Annotated in this window: 16 protein-coding genes and 1 riboswitch; of the genes, 6 read left to right on the top strand and 10 right to left on the bottom strand. The window is 42.6% G+C overall.

Annotation, left to right across the window (positions count from 1 at the left end):
- Positions 1 to 272: 272 nt before the first annotated feature.
- From ACFX4I_RS22020 to ACFX4I_RS22010, 3 genes are all read right to left on the bottom strand, one after another.
- Positions 273 to 374, bottom strand: a complete 102-nt coding sequence (locus tag ACFX4I_RS22020) for a hypothetical protein (RefSeq protein ID WP_355482901.1) — start codon at positions 372 to 374, stop codon at positions 273 to 275.
- A gap of 167 nt (positions 375 to 541) precedes the next feature.
- Positions 542 to 1,996 carry an alanine/glycine:cation symporter family protein gene (locus tag ACFX4I_RS22015; RefSeq protein ID WP_230302450.1) on the bottom strand — a complete coding sequence of 485 codons (1,455 nt, stop codon included), beginning with the start codon at positions 1,994 to 1,996 and terminating at the stop codon, positions 542 to 544.
- 188 nt (positions 1,997 to 2,184) lie between these two features.
- Positions 2,185 to 3,837: a glycerol-3-phosphate dehydrogenase/oxidase gene (locus tag ACFX4I_RS22010; RefSeq protein ID WP_230302451.1), complete on the bottom strand. Its 1,653-nt coding sequence runs from the start codon at positions 3,835 to 3,837 to the stop codon at positions 2,185 to 2,187.
- A gap of 79 nt (positions 3,838 to 3,916) precedes the next feature.
- Here ACFX4I_RS22010 and ACFX4I_RS22005 point away from each other — a divergent pair, with 79 nt between their 5' ends.
- On the top strand, positions 3,917 to 4,084 hold the full coding sequence (locus tag ACFX4I_RS22005; RefSeq protein WP_377422997.1) for a hypothetical protein: 168 nt from the start codon (positions 3,917 to 3,919) through the stop codon (positions 4,082 to 4,084).
- A gap of 36 nt (positions 4,085 to 4,120) precedes the next feature.
- Complete coding sequence (locus ACFX4I_RS22000) at positions 4,121 to 4,309, top strand: hypothetical protein (RefSeq protein WP_377422994.1); 189 nt, start codon at positions 4,121 to 4,123, stop codon at positions 4,307 to 4,309.
- A gap of 176 nt (positions 4,310 to 4,485) precedes the next feature.
- Here the strand turns inward: ACFX4I_RS22000 and glpK are convergent, their stop codons facing one another.
- The 4 genes from glpK to ACFX4I_RS21980 form a co-directional block, all read right to left on the bottom strand.
- Complete coding sequence (gene glpK / locus ACFX4I_RS21995; protein WP_230302452.1) at positions 4,486 to 5,976, bottom strand: glycerol kinase GlpK; 1,491 nt, start codon at positions 5,974 to 5,976, stop codon at positions 4,486 to 4,488.
- 21 nt (positions 5,977 to 5,997) lie between these two features.
- Positions 5,998 to 6,822 carry an MIP/aquaporin family protein gene (locus tag ACFX4I_RS21990; RefSeq protein WP_076368047.1) on the bottom strand — a complete coding sequence of 275 codons (825 nt, stop codon included), beginning with the start codon at positions 6,820 to 6,822 and terminating at the stop codon, positions 5,998 to 6,000.
- Positions 6,823 to 7,047: 225 nt separating this feature from the next.
- Complete coding sequence (locus ACFX4I_RS21985; protein WP_048683275.1) at positions 7,048 to 7,590, bottom strand: glycerol-3-phosphate responsive antiterminator; 543 nt, start codon at positions 7,588 to 7,590, stop codon at positions 7,048 to 7,050.
- 164 nt (positions 7,591 to 7,754) lie between these two features.
- Positions 7,755 to 8,183: a hypothetical protein gene (locus tag ACFX4I_RS21980; RefSeq protein ID WP_283932303.1), complete on the bottom strand. Its 429-nt coding sequence runs from the start codon at positions 8,181 to 8,183 to the stop codon at positions 7,755 to 7,757.
- A 175-nt stretch (positions 8,184 to 8,358) separates the two neighbouring features.
- Positions 8,359 to 8,460: riboswitch (SAM riboswitch) on the top strand.
- 82 nt (positions 8,461 to 8,542) lie between these two features.
- On the opposite strand from ACFX4I_RS21980, the gene ACFX4I_RS21975 reads away from it, so the two are divergent.
- From ACFX4I_RS21975 to ACFX4I_RS21965, 3 genes are all read left to right on the top strand, one after another.
- A complete protein-coding gene (locus tag ACFX4I_RS21975) occupies positions 8,543 to 9,646 on the top strand; it encodes a 5-methyltetrahydropteroyltriglutamate--homocysteine S-methyltransferase (RefSeq protein ID WP_230302454.1) in 1,104 nt (367 codons plus the stop codon).
- A 53-nt stretch (positions 9,647 to 9,699) separates the two neighbouring features.
- Positions 9,700 to 10,002: an ArsR/SmtB family transcription factor gene (locus tag ACFX4I_RS21970; protein WP_057278291.1), complete on the top strand. Its 303-nt coding sequence runs from the start codon at positions 9,700 to 9,702 to the stop codon at positions 10,000 to 10,002.
- A gap of 152 nt (positions 10,003 to 10,154) precedes the next feature.
- Positions 10,155 to 11,330: an MFS transporter gene (locus ACFX4I_RS21965; RefSeq protein WP_377422991.1), complete on the top strand. Its 1,176-nt coding sequence runs from the start codon at positions 10,155 to 10,157 to the stop codon at positions 11,328 to 11,330.
- Between the two features lie 102 nt (positions 11,331 to 11,432).
- Here ACFX4I_RS21965 and ACFX4I_RS21960 read toward each other — a convergent pair whose 3' ends face one another.
- From ACFX4I_RS21960 to ACFX4I_RS21950, 3 genes are all read right to left on the bottom strand, one after another.
- Positions 11,433 to 11,957: a hypothetical protein gene (locus ACFX4I_RS21960; RefSeq protein WP_230302456.1), complete on the bottom strand. Its 525-nt coding sequence runs from the start codon at positions 11,955 to 11,957 to the stop codon at positions 11,433 to 11,435.
- 233 nt (positions 11,958 to 12,190) lie between these two features.
- A complete protein-coding gene (locus ACFX4I_RS21955) occupies positions 12,191 to 13,291 on the bottom strand; it encodes a CaiB/BaiF CoA transferase family protein (protein WP_377422988.1) in 1,101 nt (366 codons plus the stop codon).
- Positions 13,292 to 13,534: 243 nt separating this feature from the next.
- Positions 13,535 to 15,019, bottom strand: a complete 1,485-nt coding sequence (locus tag ACFX4I_RS21950; RefSeq protein ID WP_309519706.1) for an amino acid permease — start codon at positions 15,017 to 15,019, stop codon at positions 13,535 to 13,537.
- 432 nt (positions 15,020 to 15,451) lie between these two features.
- Here ACFX4I_RS21950 and ACFX4I_RS21945 point away from each other — a divergent pair, with 432 nt between their 5' ends.
- Positions 15,452 to 17,077: a M4 family metallopeptidase gene (locus ACFX4I_RS21945; RefSeq protein ID WP_377422985.1), complete on the top strand. Its 1,626-nt coding sequence runs from the start codon at positions 15,452 to 15,454 to the stop codon at positions 17,075 to 17,077.
- The last annotated feature ends 150 nt before the right edge of the window (positions 17,078 to 17,227 follow it).

Here is a 17,227-nt window from a genome sequence, read left to right as displayed (position 1 = left end):
TTGTTACGATTTAAGTGGACTTACCTTATCCGGAAACTTTATGCGTCCCAGTACGAACTCCATAATTTCCTCTTTCGATAGTTTGCTAAGAACAAGAGTTTCAATGGTCCCACCACTTTGCGGAGTGCCGCCAACAAGAATTTCCCCCAAGGTGATCATGGAAATCCATCACTGGTGTTTCCAATCCAATATGGTCGGCAATTGAAGCGAATGTTCGCAAACTAAAAGGAATGTCTTCGGATGAATAACGCGATTGTTAGTGAGTCATTTCCCTACGACGAAAAATGGCTCCAAGAAAAGCTTGATACCAATGTGCCGATTCTCGACTTATCACTTGAACCAAGCACCATTCCGTCTTTATCAGTAATAAGCACATCATGGCCGATTACTTCACTGGTTATGTTCGCAATTTCTTGAGCAAGTTTAGCTAACCTATCATCCCCCCTGGTTATCGCAAAACTATAAAAAACCAGCTCTCAAATACCTAGAGCTGGTTTTTCATGTATCTTCTTATATTAAATTAATATAAGGGCATCTTCCTTTAAGAAACATTTTCCTTGTCACCGGTGTATTCATGCTCCCAAAAATCGGCATTTTTTATGCCTAAAGATTTGGGATTGAAAACTGGATCCACCCCTGCCTTCTTTTGCTTTTCGTAATCCTTTAGCGTAATAAGCGCAGGTTTAGCCAGAATTAAAATGGCAATGACATTGAGCCATACCATAATCCCTAATCCAGCATCACCTAATGCCCAAGCCAGCTCTGCCGTACGAATGGTTCCATAGAAACTAGCCGCAAGTATGACAAGTTTCAATGCCAGCATGGCCCACTTACTATTCCGGTTGCGCATTAAATAGGCAATATTCGTTTCTGCAATATAATAGTAGGCCATGATAGTCGTAAAGGCGAAGAAGAAAAGGGCTATTGCAACAAAGCCAGCACCAAAACCTGGGATTACACTATCGATTGCCGCTTGTGTGTACCCTGGACCAGGTGTTACATCTCCCAAATTATTGACGATATATGAACCATTTTCCGCTTGTGTATTATACATGCCTGTAAATAAAATCATGAATGCCGTAGCGGAACAAACGAACAATGTGTCGATATAAACCGAGAACGCTTGGACAAGACCCTGTTTTGCCGGGTGCGACACCTCTGCGGCAGCAGCCGGGTGAGGCCCTGTGCCTTGTCCCGCCTCATTCGAATAAACGCCGCGTTTCACTCCCCAAGCTATCGCCATCCCGATTAGCCCGCCAAATGCAGAGTCCATCCCGAAGGCACTTCTGAATATTAATGAAATGACACCTGGTAATTCTGTTATATTCATTAGGACGATGACTACAGATAGTGCTATATAGCCCAGGGCCATGAATGGCACGATTATTTGTGCAGCATTAGCTATCCTTTTTACACCGCCGAATATAATGAAACCAAGTAATAGAATGACAGCTACACCCGTGATTGCAGGTTGAATTCCAAATGCGTTCTCCATACCGGCAGCAATTGAATTGGACTGAACACCAGGCATCAGCACAGCCATGGCTATTAGTGCAGCGAATGCAAAAAGGACAGCAAACCACTTCACGCCCATTCCCTTTTCAATATAATAGGCAGGGCCCCCTCGATATTGACCGTCTTGTTTGACTTTATATATTTGAGCTAAAGTGGATTCCACGAATGCACTTGATGCTCCAATGAAGGCTATGGCCCACATCCAAAAAACGGCACCAGGGCCACCAAAAGCGATAGCCGTCGCGACTCCTGCAATGTTACCTGTACCGACCCGCCCTGAAAGTGCTATGGATAAAGCTTGAAATGAGGAAACCCCCGCTTCCGAACTTTTTCCTTGGAACATCAAAACGACCATTTCCTTTATATGCCTCACTTGCAGAAAACGGGTTAAAATCGAGAATACTAAACCTACTCCCAATAAAATATAAATGACAGGTGTGCTCCATAAAACTCCATTTACAGCCGTAATAAACTCAGACAATCATGTTCCCCCTTAGAATATATTTAGAAAATTCAAACTTATCTATCGATGATTATATTTCATCTTGAAGAATTAAACAATAGTTTTCGGGTCAGGAAACCTAACATGATAGTATCTATTTTTCTTTCCTTCCCGAATTTAAAAAAACGCCAGCGATTCCGCCGGCGTCATGCTTTTTTGCATATAGGTCAAGATACTCTAATCGCACCCGATATTTCCTGTTCCAATTGATTGGTTCTCTCCATTTTTGTTGATTCCGTCCATCCAAAATATCCAGCCATATAATCGATCACTGCATGTTTATGCGTTTGGACTAAATCGATATCGAATAATAGCGTCCCCGTCCTGCGGAAGAAGAAATCCACTGGAGTTGCGGCCATTTCATGATCTAGTGCGTATTTTAGCTGTACGAACAATTTCTTTGGAAGGCCCCTGCTTGCCCCTCCGTCTCCTTCGCTTTTTGCGATATCGAATAACACAGGTGCGTTGGACCCGTACATGGCCAATATCACTTCCGAGTCCTTAACATCGAGTCCTGAGTCAACTCCCATTTGAATATGTTGCTTGATATAATAGGAGAAGTTGCTTGATCCCCCGACATCCCCTCCGGAAATCGGCATGCCTTTAGTTCTGCTGGCTGGGTAAGTTTTATTGGATTGCTGGGCAAGCTTCCCTGCCAAAAGGTCGACCGTCGTTTTTGCCATTTTGCGATAACCGGTCAATTTCCCTCCCGCAATCGTGATAAGGCCAGAATCGGACTCCCATATTTCATCTTTCCTTGATATCTCAGAAGGATCTTTCCCTTCTTCAAGAATCAGCGGCCTTACTCCAGCCCAGCTTGATTCGATATCATCATCCGTAATGTTCACTTCTGGAAACATATAATGTATGGACTTTAATAAATAGGCACGGTCTTCGGAAGTAACGGTCGGCACTGCAGGATCACCATCATAAAAAGTGTCCGTAGTCCCTACATAAGCTTTACCGGCTCTCGGGATGGCAAAAATCATCCGGCCATCAGGCGTATCAAAATAAAGAGCCTGCTTCAACGGGAATTTCGATTGGTCGATGACCACATGAACACCTTTGGATAACTTCAGCGTTTTCCCTTTTTTCGATTGGTCCTTCTCACGAATGGAATCGACCCACGGACCTGCTGCATTAATAACTTTGTCTGCGTATATTTCATAAGCATCCCCTGAAAGTAAATCGGCAACTTGGACGCCATTCACCTTGCCATTGTCATATAACAATTTATCTACTTTTGTATAATTTATCGGTGTTGCACCTTTATCGACAGCCGCCTTCATGACTTCAATCGTAAGACGTGCATCATCTGTCCGATATTCAACATAGTAGCCTCCGCCCTTTAGTCCCACTTTCTTAACGAGAGGCTCCCGTTTTAGTGTCTCCTCCGCCGAAAGCATTTTCCTGCGTTCAGCTTTTTTTACCCCTGCAAGGAAATCATATACCCGAAGTCCAATGGAGGTACTGAATTTCCCGAAGGTACCTCCTTTGTGCATCGGTAACAGCATCCATTCCGGCGTGGTAACATGCGGTCCATTTTCATAAACGATTTCCCGCTCTTTACCAACCTCGGCAACCATTTTTATTTCAAATTGCTTCAAATACCGTAATCCGCCATGAACAAGTTTTGTCGAGCGGCTTGAAGTACCTGCTGCAAAGTCCTGCATTTCAACCAAAGCCACTTTCATTCCACGGGCCGTTGCATCCAGGGCGATCCCTGCACCGGTAATTCCCCCGCCAATGACAACCACATCATATTTCTCTTTTTTCAGAAGTTCGATCGTTTCTTCCCGATATATATTTGAAAACCTCATGCCTGACTCCTCCTATAAGTATTGCATTCTATTTTTTTCTTGAATTCTGCATTTACTCGTGAATTTGTGCGGTTTACTCGTGAATTCTGCACTTTTACTCGTGAGTTCGCGCTTTTCTCGTGAATTTGTGCGCTTTACTCGTGAGTTCGCACGCTTTACTCGTGAATTCGCACGCTTTACTCGTGAATTCTGCACTTTTACTCGTGAATTCGCAGCTTTACTCGTGAATTCTGCACTTTACTCGTGAATTCGCGCTTTACTCGTGAATTCGTGCGGTTTACTCATGAATTCTGCACTTTTACTCGTGAATTCGCGCTTTTCTCGTGAATTCGTGCGGTTTACTCGTGAATGCACACGGTTTACTCGTGAATTCTGCACTTTTACTCGTGAATTCGCACGCTTTACTCGTGAATTCACACGGTTTACTCGTGAGTTTGGTCATTATATTCAATTGGTTCATTTGTTCGCATAGTTTATATAGATATTAATATCCCTAATCTGCCATTAAAAACAAAAAAAGAGACCATAAATGACATTATCGAATTTACGATAACGCATTCATGGTCTCTCCTGTTCTCCGGCCGAGTTATTAACTTGATTTCATTATAGCATACTCCAGCTCATTTGAGAAAGAATACATCTTGTTTTTTATTTAAATGCCATAGCGGCATGTACAGCTTTTTTCCAGCCTTCATATAATTTTTCACTATTTTGCTCTTCCATGGAGTGTTCAAAGGTTTTGTCTACCGCCCATTGCCGGGAGATTTCTTCTTGATCCTTCCAATACCCGACAGCAAGGCCAGCTAAGTATGCAGCACCTAATGCTGTAGTTTCGTTTATGGTCGGCCTCTCGACAGGCACCCGTAATAAGTCGCTTTGGAATTGCATCAAGAAGTCATTCTTGACTGCCCCGCCATCCACTCTTAATGTCTGGAGCTCGATTCCTGAATCCGCCTCCATTGCATCAAGGACATCCTTCGTTTGATATGCCAGTGATTCAAGTGTGGCACGAATGAAATGTTCTTTGGATGTGCCGCGCGTCAAACCAAAAACGGCTCCCCGCACTTCGCTGTCCCAATATGGAGTTCCAAGTCCTACAAAAGCCGGTACCACATATACTCCATCCGTACTTTCCACCCGTTTTGCATAGCCTTCGCTGTCCTTGGCATCATGAAGCATCCGCAGGCCGTCGCGCAGCCATTGGATTGCGGAGCCCGCTACGAATATACTGCCTTCGAGTGCATATTCGACCTTCCCATTCAGTCCCCAGGCAAGGGTCGTCAATAGTCCGTGTTCGGAACTGACAGCCTTGGCCCCTGTATTCATGAGCATGAAACAGCCTGTTCCATACGTATTTTTAGCCATTCCTTCATTAAAGCAGGCTTGGCCGAATAATGCTGCCTGCTGATCACCGGCTGCCCCGGCGATCGGAATCGATTGGCCGAAGAAATGATATTCGATCGTACGTGCATACTCTTCAGAGGAAGGCCTCACTTCCGGCAGCATCGACTTTGGTACAGTCAATATCTCGAGCAGTTCTTCATCCCATTTCAGTTCATGGATATTGTACATCAATGTCCGGGATGCATTGGAATAGTCCGTTACATGAGCCTTGCCTCCTGATAGCTTCCAGATCAGCCAAGTATCGATGGTACCGAATAACAGCTTCCCTTCATCCGCCTTTTGTCGTGCCCCTTCCACATTATCGAGGATCCATTTCACTTTCGTTCCGGAAAAATAAGCATCTATCAACAATCCCGTTTTATCCCGGAATAGATCGTTAAGTCCCTTTTCCTTCAAATCATCACAGATTTCACTTGTTTGCCTGGACTGCCATACAATCGCATTATAGACAGGGGTACCTGTTTCCTTATCCCAAACGACTGCCGTTTCACGCTGATTGGTGATCCCGATCCCGGCAATTTGCTCTGGCTTTACACCGGATTCAGAGAGTACACCGGCAATGACCGCCAAGATCGATCCCCAAATCTCATTGGCGTTATGCTCGACCCAGCCCGGTTTAGGGAAATGCTGCGTGAATTCCTTTTGGGAGGAATGGACGATTTCCCCCTTTTCGTTAAATAAAATCGCCCGGGAACTCGTTGTTCCTTGATCTAATGATAAAATGTATTTTTCCATTGTGTATGCCCCTCCTTTTAATTAACTGGCAATATTTCTGCTTTCCAATTCATGTGACTGTTTTTTACCAAATGCATAGGCTAATATCAATAGTACCAGGCTTGCACCCAAAACAGACCAAAATCCTGCTGTTATTTCTCCCATAAAGAATGCTTTATAACAAACGGCACCAAGTGAACCCCCAATAATCGGTCCAACGACCGGAATCCATGAATAGCCCCAATTCGAATTGCCTTTACCCGGTATCGGCAGCAAAAAGTGAGCGATGCGCGGTCCCAGATCGCGGGCAGGGTTAATCGCGTATCCTGTCGTTCCCCCAAGTGACATCCCGATCACGACAATCAATAACCCGACTGCGAATGGGTTTAGACCCTCTGTAAAATTATTGGCACCTATAAATAATAAACCAAGAATAAGGATGAAAGTTCCAATCATCTCACTTAATAGATTTGAAAATGTGTGCGGGATCGCAGGTGATGTCGCGAACACACCAAGCTTCGCTCCTGGATCATCCGTAGCTTTCCAGTGTGGCAAATAGTGCAGGAATACTAGAGTTGCTCCAAGGATTGCACCAATCATTTGGGCCACGATGTAACCGGGCACATCACTCCAAGGAAATTCCCCAATAATGGCAAACCCTACTGTGACCGCCGGGTTTAAATGCGCCCCGCTTATGGAACCCACTGCAAAAACACCCATGGTAACAGCCAATCCCCACGCAATCGTGATAACGATCCAGCCGGCATCTTTTGCATAGGATCCCTTTAAGGATGAACCAGCCCCAATGCCCGCTCCGAATAAAACTAATATCATCGTACCTAACACTTCTCCCCAAAATGGAGTCATGAATAAAACCCCTCCCCTGATAAATTTTTAAACCTTGCCAACAAATAAAAGGAGACCCACAGCAGAACTATCTTCATAAAAAAAATTATGAATAGATCTGTTGTGAATCTCCTAGTCTCCGTCACATATATTAACTTGTACTGTAAAATATACTAGTTTATGAAAACGCTGTCAATATTTTGTGAAAAATTAATCCTATTTTTCTGTATTTTTTTAGTTCCCCTATTAAACGATATCCCATAATTCAGTTTTGGAAGTGGTAATTGACGATGCTCCTGCATCAAGGGCGTTCAGGACTTCATCCGAAGTACGTATGAGGCCGCCTGCAAAAATCGGTGTCTGCAATCGTTCCTTCACTTCTTTTATCATCCATGGCATAGCGCCCGGCAATACTTCGATATAATCCGGCTTGGTTTTCTGCACCAGCTTATAACTTTTCTCAAGCGCATGTGAATCTATTAAAAAGATTCGCTGGATGGCAATGACCCCCTTTTGCTTCGCCTTCAATATAACGCTTGATTTAGTCGAAATCAGCCCATATGGATTATATTCCTGACAAATGAATTCTGTCGCGTACTCATCACTTCTTATGCCATGGATCAAATCGACATGATAAATCATTTTCTTATTATGCTGCTTTGCCATCATACTTACGTTTTTCAATTGTGATATATGCAAATCAAGAAACACACCTATTTCATAGGAACTTTCTAAAAATCTTTCGAAATCCTTCATGCTTGCTGACGCAGGCAAAATCTTCTGATCCATCATTATCCTCCTCATTCCCAGAAAAACTCAAAACTTCAAGTCATTTAGTATATTTTAAAGAGCTTGATTTATCAAACACATTTTTTCATGACCAATGTCACCATAACACTATCATACATGGCACACCCTTTATAGTTTTCGGCTAAGGATGTATGTAACCTCCATCATAAAGTAAGTTTCATTTTCAATGCGCCTTCGACGAGTTCATACGATTTAATTGTGCCAACGGGAATTTTTCTCACGATGTTCCAAGCATTAACATTCATTTTGATCGTTCTTTTTTCAAATTCAAAAAATGGCGGTCTGTTAAATATCCTTTGGTTGATGAAATTCCTGTCAATTGGTTCCATTTCCACTAATTCAAATAAAATCGTTCTTTTTTCCACATGAACCGGTTTTAATGTAATCCGGAAAGCTACGTTTTTCTTAAACATCATTTTCTTCACTTCCATCGTTCCGGAAAGCACTATATGCTTTGGCGTAATCTCGACTTTAATATCTTGACCATATGATTTCATTCTTAAGATTTTCTCTATCATGGCTGCAGTTACCGTTATCGGTATGCCATTTTTGAATGGACTGAATGTACTCACCCTTGCATTCCCCTCCTGCCGCTCCTACTGAACGTCGGTTATAGCATATGCCGGGTTCCCTGATGTAGTTAACATTTCAACCCATATTAATAATCGGTATATTCTAAATCTTCCACCTTCAACACTTGACCTTTATAAAAACTACCTGTATAGTCATAATTAATTTAATAGACAACTCTTATCCAGAGAGGTGGAGGGACTGGCCCTTTGATGCCTCAGCAACAGACTATTTATGTACTGTGCTAATTCCAGAAGTGTAAAAACTTGAAGATAAGAAGAGTATATCGCTTTGCTGCCAACACCTCTTCTTATTTTCAAGAAGAGGTTTTTTATTTTTAAAAGGAAAGAAGGAATGCAACATGTCAATCACATTAACGAAAGCACCATTCAGGGCCGATCACGTAGGAAGTTTATTAAGACCAGAACGTTTACATATTGCCAGAAAGCAATTTAAGGAAGGTACCATTTCAGCAGAGCGGCTTCGTGAAGTTGAAACCGAAGAAATCAATCGGATTGTCAATAAACAAATTGAAGTTGGATTAGAGGCAGTGACGGATGGTGAGTTCAGACGAACATGGTGGCACTTTGACTTCCTCGAACATTTAAATGGCATCGAGGGATATGTTACTGAAAAAGGTCTCACATTCGATGGTGTGGAAACAGAGAGATATAACGTTCGCAATACCGGGAAGGTTTCATTCAATCCCGAACATCCCTTCATTCGTGATTTCATTGAATTGAACAAAATCGTGAACGGACGTGCCGTTGCCAAGCAAACGATTCCCAGTCCGAATCAATTATTTGCTGTAGGCATTCATAATGAAGACATCTACCCTGATATTGAAGACTATGCTAATGATATCATCAAAGCGTATCAGCATGCTTTGAAGGCCTTTTATGAAGCAGGTGTGCGTTATCTTCAATTGGATGATGTATATATTGCCAGGCTTTCAGCTCCAGATTTCCAGTTCAAAGATGGAAAATATACGAGGGAACAGTTAATCGATCTTGCACTTCGTGTAATTAATGGCGCATTGGAAGGCAAACCAGAGGACCTTGTCGTCACTACCCACCTGTGTCGTGGAAACTACCAGTCGACTTGGGCGTTTGAAGGAAGCTATGCCCGTATCGCCCCAACATTATTGGCAAAAGAAAAAGTGGATGGATTCTTCTTGGAATATGACGATCAACGCTCAGGGGATTTCAAACCACTGGAATACATTCCAAATGGCGGTGCACGGGTCGTACTGGGTGTCGTCACTTCAAAAAATGGAGAAATCGAAGACAAGGAAGCTGTTAAGGCACGCATTAAAGAAGCCTCGCACTTCGTTCCTCTCGAACAATTATGTTTAAGCCCGCAATGCGGCTTCGCCTCCACCCATCACGGCAACAAGCTGACCGAAGAACAGCAATGGGAAAAGCTGAAATTCGTCGCTGATGTAGCAAAAGAAGTATGGGAATGATTTTTTTTTATTAATCATTTGACATATCGATAATTCTCGATATAATGAAATGTATGAAAACAATCGAGATATTTAAAGCATTATCCAACGAATCCAGGTTGCAAATCTTACAATGGCTCAAAGCGCCTGAACTCCACTTCACCCCTCATGAGGGAATAGATATGAAGGAAACCGGCGTTTGTGTAAGTCAGATTACGGAAAAATTAAACATGACCCAATCCACGGCCTCTCAATACCTCTCGATGCTCCTTAGAGCAGGATTGATTAAAACGGAGCGGATAGGAAAGTTTACGTATTACAAACGAGATGAAGATGCCATCTCAAAAATTACTGATTTCTTGAAAGAAGAAGTATGAAAGTGAACCTGATCCGTACCTTAGAGGGTTGGGTTCATTTTTTTCCTAACAGTTCGATATTTCGCGATATGTTTATTTTTTTATCCATACATATCAACATATTGCGATATGTCTTTATATAAAATTGATCATTAATGAGGAGTGAATCTATTTTGCTTAATACATGGAAAATTTACATGTTGGCGATTATCAGTTTTTTAGTAGGAACATCCGAATTCATCATATCCGGGATTTTGGATAAGATTGCGCATTCTCTTGGAGTGACCCTCGCTGCCGCAGGACAGCTCATTACAATTTTCTCCCTTGTCTACGCAATCGGCACACCCATTCTTATGGCCTTGACAGCAAGTTTAGACAGACGAAAATTAATGTTGTATTCCCTTGGACTATTTGTAGTGGCCAATCTGCTTGCCTTTCTATTACCAGGCTTTGGACCGTTTCTATTTGCACGCATAATCATGGCACTTGGTGCAGGATTGGTTGTAGTCACCGCTCTGAATATTGCCGCTAAGCTTGCTCCGCCAGATAAACAAGCAAGTTCTATTGCGACAGTTGTCATGGGGTTTACAGCTTCCCTTATCATTGGCGTACCTCTCGGAAGAATCATGACGGATGCATTCGGGTGGAAATCCGTCTTTGGCGGAATCGCCCTATTCGGCCTGATTGCCATGATCGTTTTATTCTTTACCATTCCTCCTATCAAAGGGGATAAACCAGTACCACTTCTCCAGCAGCTGGCCCTTCTTAAAAAAAGGAAAGTTGCCCTTGGATTATCGATAACCTTTTTCTGGCTTGGCGGATACTCGATAGCTTATACCTATCTATCCCCTTACCTGCTATCCGTATCGGGGATAAGTGACTCTCTACTTAGCACGGCTTTGCTTATATTCGGTATCGCAAGCCTGATCGGATCAAAGTTTGGCGGATATAGTACGGATCGATGGGGTGTATCATATACACTAATTGGCGGTATGGCGCTGCATATTGTGATGATCATCATGTTATCCATCGTTACGAATTCATTGTTGGGCGTTTTGACAATCCTTACATTATGGTCGTTCGCAGCATGGTCATCAGGGCCGACACAGCAATATCATTTAGCAACCCTTGAGCCTGAATCATCAGGAGTCATGCTCGGTCTGAATCAGTCGATAATGCAATTGGCCATGGCGGCCGGTGCTGGAATTGGCGGTGTTGCTGTAGAACAAGTATCACTTGCTTCCATAACCTGGATCGGTGCAACAGGGGTTGCCATTGCCATGGTCATTGTTCTGGTCCCTTCAAGTTCATCGTCAAGCAGTAAAATAGCACAGTCCATAAAATCCTAGACCGTTATATAAACATTCATCATAAGGCTAGATTTTTAGCCTTATGATAAATCCTAAATCCGAAAGCAACAAAAAAAGAACGGCCACCAGCACGTCCCCTTTTTACTTGCAGCTATCTTCATCATCCATTTTCTTCACAAATATATCATCCGTCACCCTATCTTCCAGCTTGTTCCTCAAGGCCAATTCCGCAGCCTTCCCATCACTGGGCGACCCGTCCGAGAAATACATCGGAAACAAGGAGAAAAACAAAACATAAAAAGAAAAATAGATGAATTGATACCAGATCACCGAGCTGTCCAGGATATTCTGATACACTAAGCTATAGATGATCAGCATGCTGATTAAATTAAAGATAGCCCCCCCTAAATATATCAGCGTATTCGTCAATCGATTATCATGTTTCAATCCCTTGAACTCGCAAGTCCCATTCCAAAAATAATATTTCCTCACCTCTATGTTCCGAAAAGCAAAAAGTTTATTACCACAACCGATCAAGATTTTCTTTTCTGATCCCCCAAAGATCGTAACAAAGAAAATATGCCCGCTCAAATGTATCAGAGTAACGATCGGCATGATCAAAAAAAAGGAAAATAGAAATTTAATGATATCAGAGAGACCAAACATGTTTAATCAATCCTCCTTACCAGAGCAATTTTCTCAAAAACCCTTTTACCAGGATGTTACTCTGATACCCTGTCCAAAATAGTTATAACTAGCAAATTTTCACAGTAGTAATATGTTGCTTTCCACAAGTGATAAGAGGATAATTTGTTCTCCTTCTGCTTAATTCGACCTTCAAAAAACAGGCTATCCCCTTCCAAAAAAACTCGGAAAAGTGATAGCCTTTACATCTTTATTTAGCGATTGGGGGTGTGAAGAATTTCTGGGTTGTTTTGTCCTGGCCTCAAGCCTGCATGTTTATATTCAGGGGTGAAAGCCGATGTTTTGATTGGGCAGGCGATTTGCTTCAGGGCATTTCCTTTTCCGTCCGGTACCTCGATGATCATTCCCCTCTCCTTCAATTGGGGGTGTTCGGCCGCTTCAGTGAAGGTCAGCACTGGTTCTGCGCACGCCTCGAAATCAGCGAATATTTCCTGCCATTCATGAAAGTCTCTTTCAAGGAAAGCCAGTCGGACTGCCATTTTAAACCTGATTCCGCTCTCTTCATCGCTTTTCATGCTCAGTTCATACAATTCGGGTGCACCGATCGCTTCGCATAAGGCTTTTCGAAAAGGGGGCTCAAGGCTTCCTACCGAAAAATAGCGTCCATCTTTCGTTTCGTAAAAGTCATAAAAGGATCCTCCATTCAACATCAGTTTTTCTGGTTCAAGCTCGAGTCCCCCTTGTAAATTCAGAGGTGCGGATATGGCATTCAGGGCAAAACTGCAGTCGGTCATGCTGATGTCGATGGCTTGGCCGAATCCCGTTCTTTCCCTGTGAATGACAGCAGACAATATACCGATAACAGCATGCAGTGATCCTCCGGCAAGATCTGCTATTTGGGTTCCATTTTTAGCCGGGCCGCCCTTTTTCGTACCGGAATAGCCTGATAAGCCTGCAATCGAAATATAATTGATATCATGTCCCGGTCGGTCTTTATAGGGACCGGTCTGGCCGAAGCCCGTGATGGAACAGTAAATCAGCTTCGGATTGATCCATTTTAATGCCTCATAGCCCAGTCCTAGGCGTTCCATGACACCTGGACGGAACTGTTCAATGACGATATCGTATTCCTTCACTAGATTTTTTACGGATTCGATGGACTCAGATTGTTTTAAATCAAGTGTGATCGACTTCTTCGATCTGTTTAGATATTGGTTCACACCCCATGAATCCGTTGCTCCCGGCCTCTCTATCTTCAAAACGTCCGCTCCTAAATCCGCTAGCATCAAAGTGGCAAATGGGCCTGGCAGTAACGTTGAAAAGTCCAATACTTTTAAATGAGTCAATAAGGTCATCAGCCGTGCACCTTCCCTTTCCAATGAAAAAATTAAAAGCTTTCCCCGTCGTTCTGTACATGCAAGTTAGCAGAGTTTACGATTATCATATAACACCTCCTACGATATTTGTATAAATTTCCATTTAATAAAAATAAAAAGCTAGGAATCAGCTTCCTAGCTTTTGATAATGAGCCAATAGATCACAAATAAAGGCCGGACAATTTAAAACTCATTGTCCGGCTGATTTTACTTATAGCTTGTTCATTCGTATTTTTTGTCAAAGTCAAACTCGACTTCATCAAGTTTAACGAACTTAGTCTTTCTTATCAGTTTATAGCCAAACCATAGACCAAGGAAAAGCGGGATTCCCAGGTATGCCGCTATAACACTGCCCCAATCAATCTGGTCTGAGAAAAAGGCTTGGATATTTTGGGACAGGATGACGATCAGACCAATTAAAATGGCAAAGATCGGTCCTATCGGGAACCATAATGCTTTATATGGCAGCTTCTCCAATGAATGGCCTTGAGCGATGAATGCTTTCCGGAAACGGTAATGACTGATGGAAATGCCGAGCCAAAAGATAAATCCTGTAATTCCAATGGCATTCATTAACCAAATATACACTTTACCATCACCGAATACGGAGGCTAAAAAGGCCAGCATACCGATGGAACATGTCAAAACCATTCCTGCAACCGGTACTCCGCGTTTATTAAGTCTTGCAAAAATACGCGGTGCTTGCCCATCCTTTGCCATTGAATATAGCATACGCGTAGATGCATATAGACTAGAGTTACCTGCAGATAATACCGCTGTTAAAATGACTGCATTCATAAGCGAAGCGGCAAAGGCCACTCCAGCTTTTTCAAAAATGAGCGTGAATGGGCTTACCATGACGTTATCACCTTGTAAACTTGAGTTCGTATAAGGGATAAGAAGCCCTATTACAAAGATTGCCAATACGTAAAAGAGCAAGATTCTCCAGAAGACACTTTTAATGGCCTTCGGTATATTCCGTGCAGGATCTTCACTTTCCCCCGCTGCCACACCGACAATTTCGGTACCTTGAAAAGAAAAGCCAGCTGCTATGAACACGATGAAGACACCCATGAACCCACCCGGGAAAGGCGCGTCATCGACGGTGAAGTTTTTAAAGCCTACTGCTTCGCCGCCCATAATGCCGACAATCATTAGCAGCCCGACGATTATAAAAATAACGATGGCTGTTACTTTTATGAAGGAAAACCAGTATTCCCCTTCACCATATCCTTTAACGGATAAATAGTTCAATAGGAAAATGAGCACCAAGAATGATGAACTCCATAACAATGATGGACTATTCGGAAACCAGAATTTCATGATCATAGTCGAGGCTGCCAACTCTGCCGCTATCGTCATCGACCAATTGAACCAATACGTCCATCCCAAGGCAAAACCAAATGCCGGATCGACGAATTTCGATCCATAGGTACTGAATGAGCCGCTTGTCGGCATAAAGGCTGCCAGTTCCCCTAGGCTCGTCATCACAAAGTAAACCATTGCCCCAACTAGGGCATATGCAAGTAATGCACCGCCTGGCCCAGCTGTATGAATGGCTGCCCCGCTGCTAAGAAACAGCCCGGTGCCAATAGCCCCGCCAATGGAAATCATCGTTAAATGGCGGGATTTTAAACCGCGCTTTAGTTCTTGTCCTTCTTGCTGCGAAGGTTGTTGAACGATGTCATGTGCTTGTTTTGGTATCATAAATTTTCATCCCTTTCTACATAAGCGCTTTCATATATGGGAAATCCATTTAATAAATTTTCCTATTTCATAGACTTTCAAATAGATCTAATTTACAATTCGAATTCCTTTTCTGAATATATGCAATTTTCATGCCAAATTTAAAACCCGCACGATTCAACAAATTAGCCATTTATTTGACGAAATATTTTGCACTTTACGCCACGATTCTTTGCACTTTACGCCATGTTTTTTTGCACTTTTATTCATTTGGTTCAATTTAAATACATTCCAAATATTACTAAAAGAATATATTCAGAGAACATTTCTATTAAAATCCATTTTTCTCCATTTTATTCCTTAAAATGTCATATTTTTTGTGAGTTTTCTCCATTTGATAATAATTATGAAACGATGTAAAAATGAGGTATTCTCATGAAGGAGTTGAGTGTTATGAAAGGTAAGGTATTTTTAGGAACCGCACTATCTCTCGGTCTATTATTTTCTGCTATCCCCCATCAAGAAGCTTTAGCGGCAAAAAATGTGTTAAGTGTTGAAAAGTACAATAAGCATAAGGATTCCCTAGAGTACAAGTCTGGGAAACTTACGGACCCATCAAAGCAAACTGCAGAAGATATCATTCTTACCTTTTTTGATGAAAACAAAAAGTCTTACAAGCTAGAAAAGCAAAAGGCGAAAGACTCCTTCACGATCCAGAAAGAAAGCAAGGATGAACTAGGCAATACCGTCCTTAAATTGCAACAAACCTATAAAGGCGTACCTGTATGGAATTCCACACAAGCAGTATTGATTGACGCTAAAGGTGTATTGACGGTCGTGTCGGGTACGGTTGAGGCCAATCTAAACACGAAATTAGGGAAAAAGGCTAAAAAAGGCATCAGTAAATCCGAAGCTATCAAAATAGCTGAAGCGGATCTTGGGTTCACTCCTGCCTACGAACAATCACCTGAATCTGACCTATATGTATACGCAAATGAAGGCAAGGCCGATTATGTATATAAAGTCAATTTGAAATTCTTAAGTCCTGAACCAGGAAATCATAATTATTTCATATCAGTCAAAACAGGTAAAATCCTGAATAAATTTAATACACTAGATGAAGTGACGGGGACCAATTCCGTCGGAACGGGCACCGGCGTCTTAAACAATACCGTGTCATTGAACACTACCTTATCCAGCGGCCGATACTATTTACAGGACAATACACGCGGTCAAGGCATCTACACTTATAATGCCAATAACCGTTCAAGATTGCCTGGTACACTCTTTTCCAACACGACAAATGCTTTCACTACTTCTACCGATAAAGCTGCGGTTGATGCCCATTATTATGCGGGTAAAACCTATGATTATTATAAATCCGCATTTGGCCGGAACTCTTATGATGGAAATGGAACCATCCTGAAATCAACCGTTCATTATGGCTCAAGATACAATAATGCATTCTGGGATGGCACCCAAATGGTTTACGGTGATGGAGATGGCACGACGTTCATCCCATTGTCCGGCGGTCTGGATGTCGTTGCACATGAACTGACGCATGCCGTGACTTCCTCGGAATCGAACCTTACCTATCAGAATGAATCCGGTGCTTTGAATGAAGCGATTTCTGATATATTTGGCACCGTCGTCGAATTCAAGAACCAAAGTGCCAAAGCCGATTATTTGGTCGGAGAAGATATTTACACACCTAACATTTCCGGTGATGCACTCCGTTCAATGGCTAATCCAACTTTGAATGGTGACCCTGACCATTATTCGAACCGCTATACGGGAACTGGTGATAACGGCGGGGTCCACACGAACAGCGGAATCATCAATAAGGCGGCCTATTTGATTTCTGCAGGCGGAACTCACTATGGCGTGAGCGTATCCGGGATTGGCATCGATAAACTGGGAACCATCTTTTACCGGGCAAACACGATTTATTTAACTTCCTCGTCGACATTTTCACAAGCCAGAGCGGCAGTCGTCCAAGCGGCCTCTGATTTATACGGTTCTAGCAGTGCAGAAGTCACAGCTGTCAAAAATGCCTTTACAGCTGTCGGTGTGAATTAAGGGATTTACCTATATGACCGACACCTCCCTAGCTTCACTTCTAGCGGAGGTGTTTTTTTATTGTAATTGATAAACGGGGCTATCCCGATTATTTCAGCTGTTCGCTACCTTTTTTCGTCCTTCATGTGAAGAATTCCGTCCTACGGTACC

The sequence above is a fragment of the Peribacillus sp. YIM B13472 genome, assembly GCF_042788005.1.
GTDB lineage: Bacteria > Bacillota > Bacilli > Bacillales > DSM-1321 > Peribacillus > Peribacillus simplex_E.
This window is presented reverse-complemented; position numbering and strand designations above follow the sequence as displayed.

Bases quoted from the DNA above. Each gene is read 5' to 3' on its own strand.
- ACFX4I_RS22010 (WP_230302451.1), bottom strand. From the start codon at position 3,837: ATGAGGTTTTCAAATATATATCGGGAAGAAACGATCGAACTTCTGAAA.
- ACFX4I_RS22000 (WP_377422994.1), top strand. From the start codon at position 4,121: ATGAATTCTGCACTTTTACTCGTGAATTCGCGCTTTTCTCGTGAATTC.
- glpK (WP_230302452.1), bottom strand. From the start codon at position 5,976: ATGGAAAAATACATTTTATCATTAGATCAAGGAACAACGAGTTCCCGG.
- ACFX4I_RS21990 (WP_076368047.1), bottom strand. From the start codon at position 6,822: ATGACTCCATTTTGGGGAGAAGTGTTAGGTACGATGATATTAGTTTTA.
- ACFX4I_RS21985 (WP_048683275.1), bottom strand. From the start codon at position 7,590: ATGGATCAGAAGATTTTGCCTGCGTCAGCAAGCATGAAGGATTTCGAA.
- ACFX4I_RS21975 (WP_230302454.1), top strand. From the start codon at position 8,543: ATGTCAATCACATTAACGAAAGCACCATTCAGGGCCGATCACGTAGGA.
- ACFX4I_RS21970 (WP_057278291.1), top strand. From the start codon at position 9,700: ATGAAAACAATCGAGATATTTAAAGCATTATCCAACGAATCCAGGTTG.
- ACFX4I_RS21960 (WP_230302456.1), bottom strand. From the start codon at position 11,957: ATGTTTGGTCTCTCTGATATCATTAAATTTCTATTTTCCTTTTTTTTG.
- ACFX4I_RS21955 (WP_377422988.1), bottom strand. From the start codon at position 13,291: ATGACCTTATTGACTCATTTAAAAGTATTGGACTTTTCAACGTTACTG.
- ACFX4I_RS21950 (WP_309519706.1), bottom strand. From the start codon at position 15,019: ATGATACCAAAACAAGCACATGACATCGTTCAACAACCTTCGCAGCAA.
- ACFX4I_RS21945 (WP_377422985.1), top strand. From the start codon at position 15,452: ATGAAAGGTAAGGTATTTTTAGGAACCGCACTATCTCTCGGTCTATTA.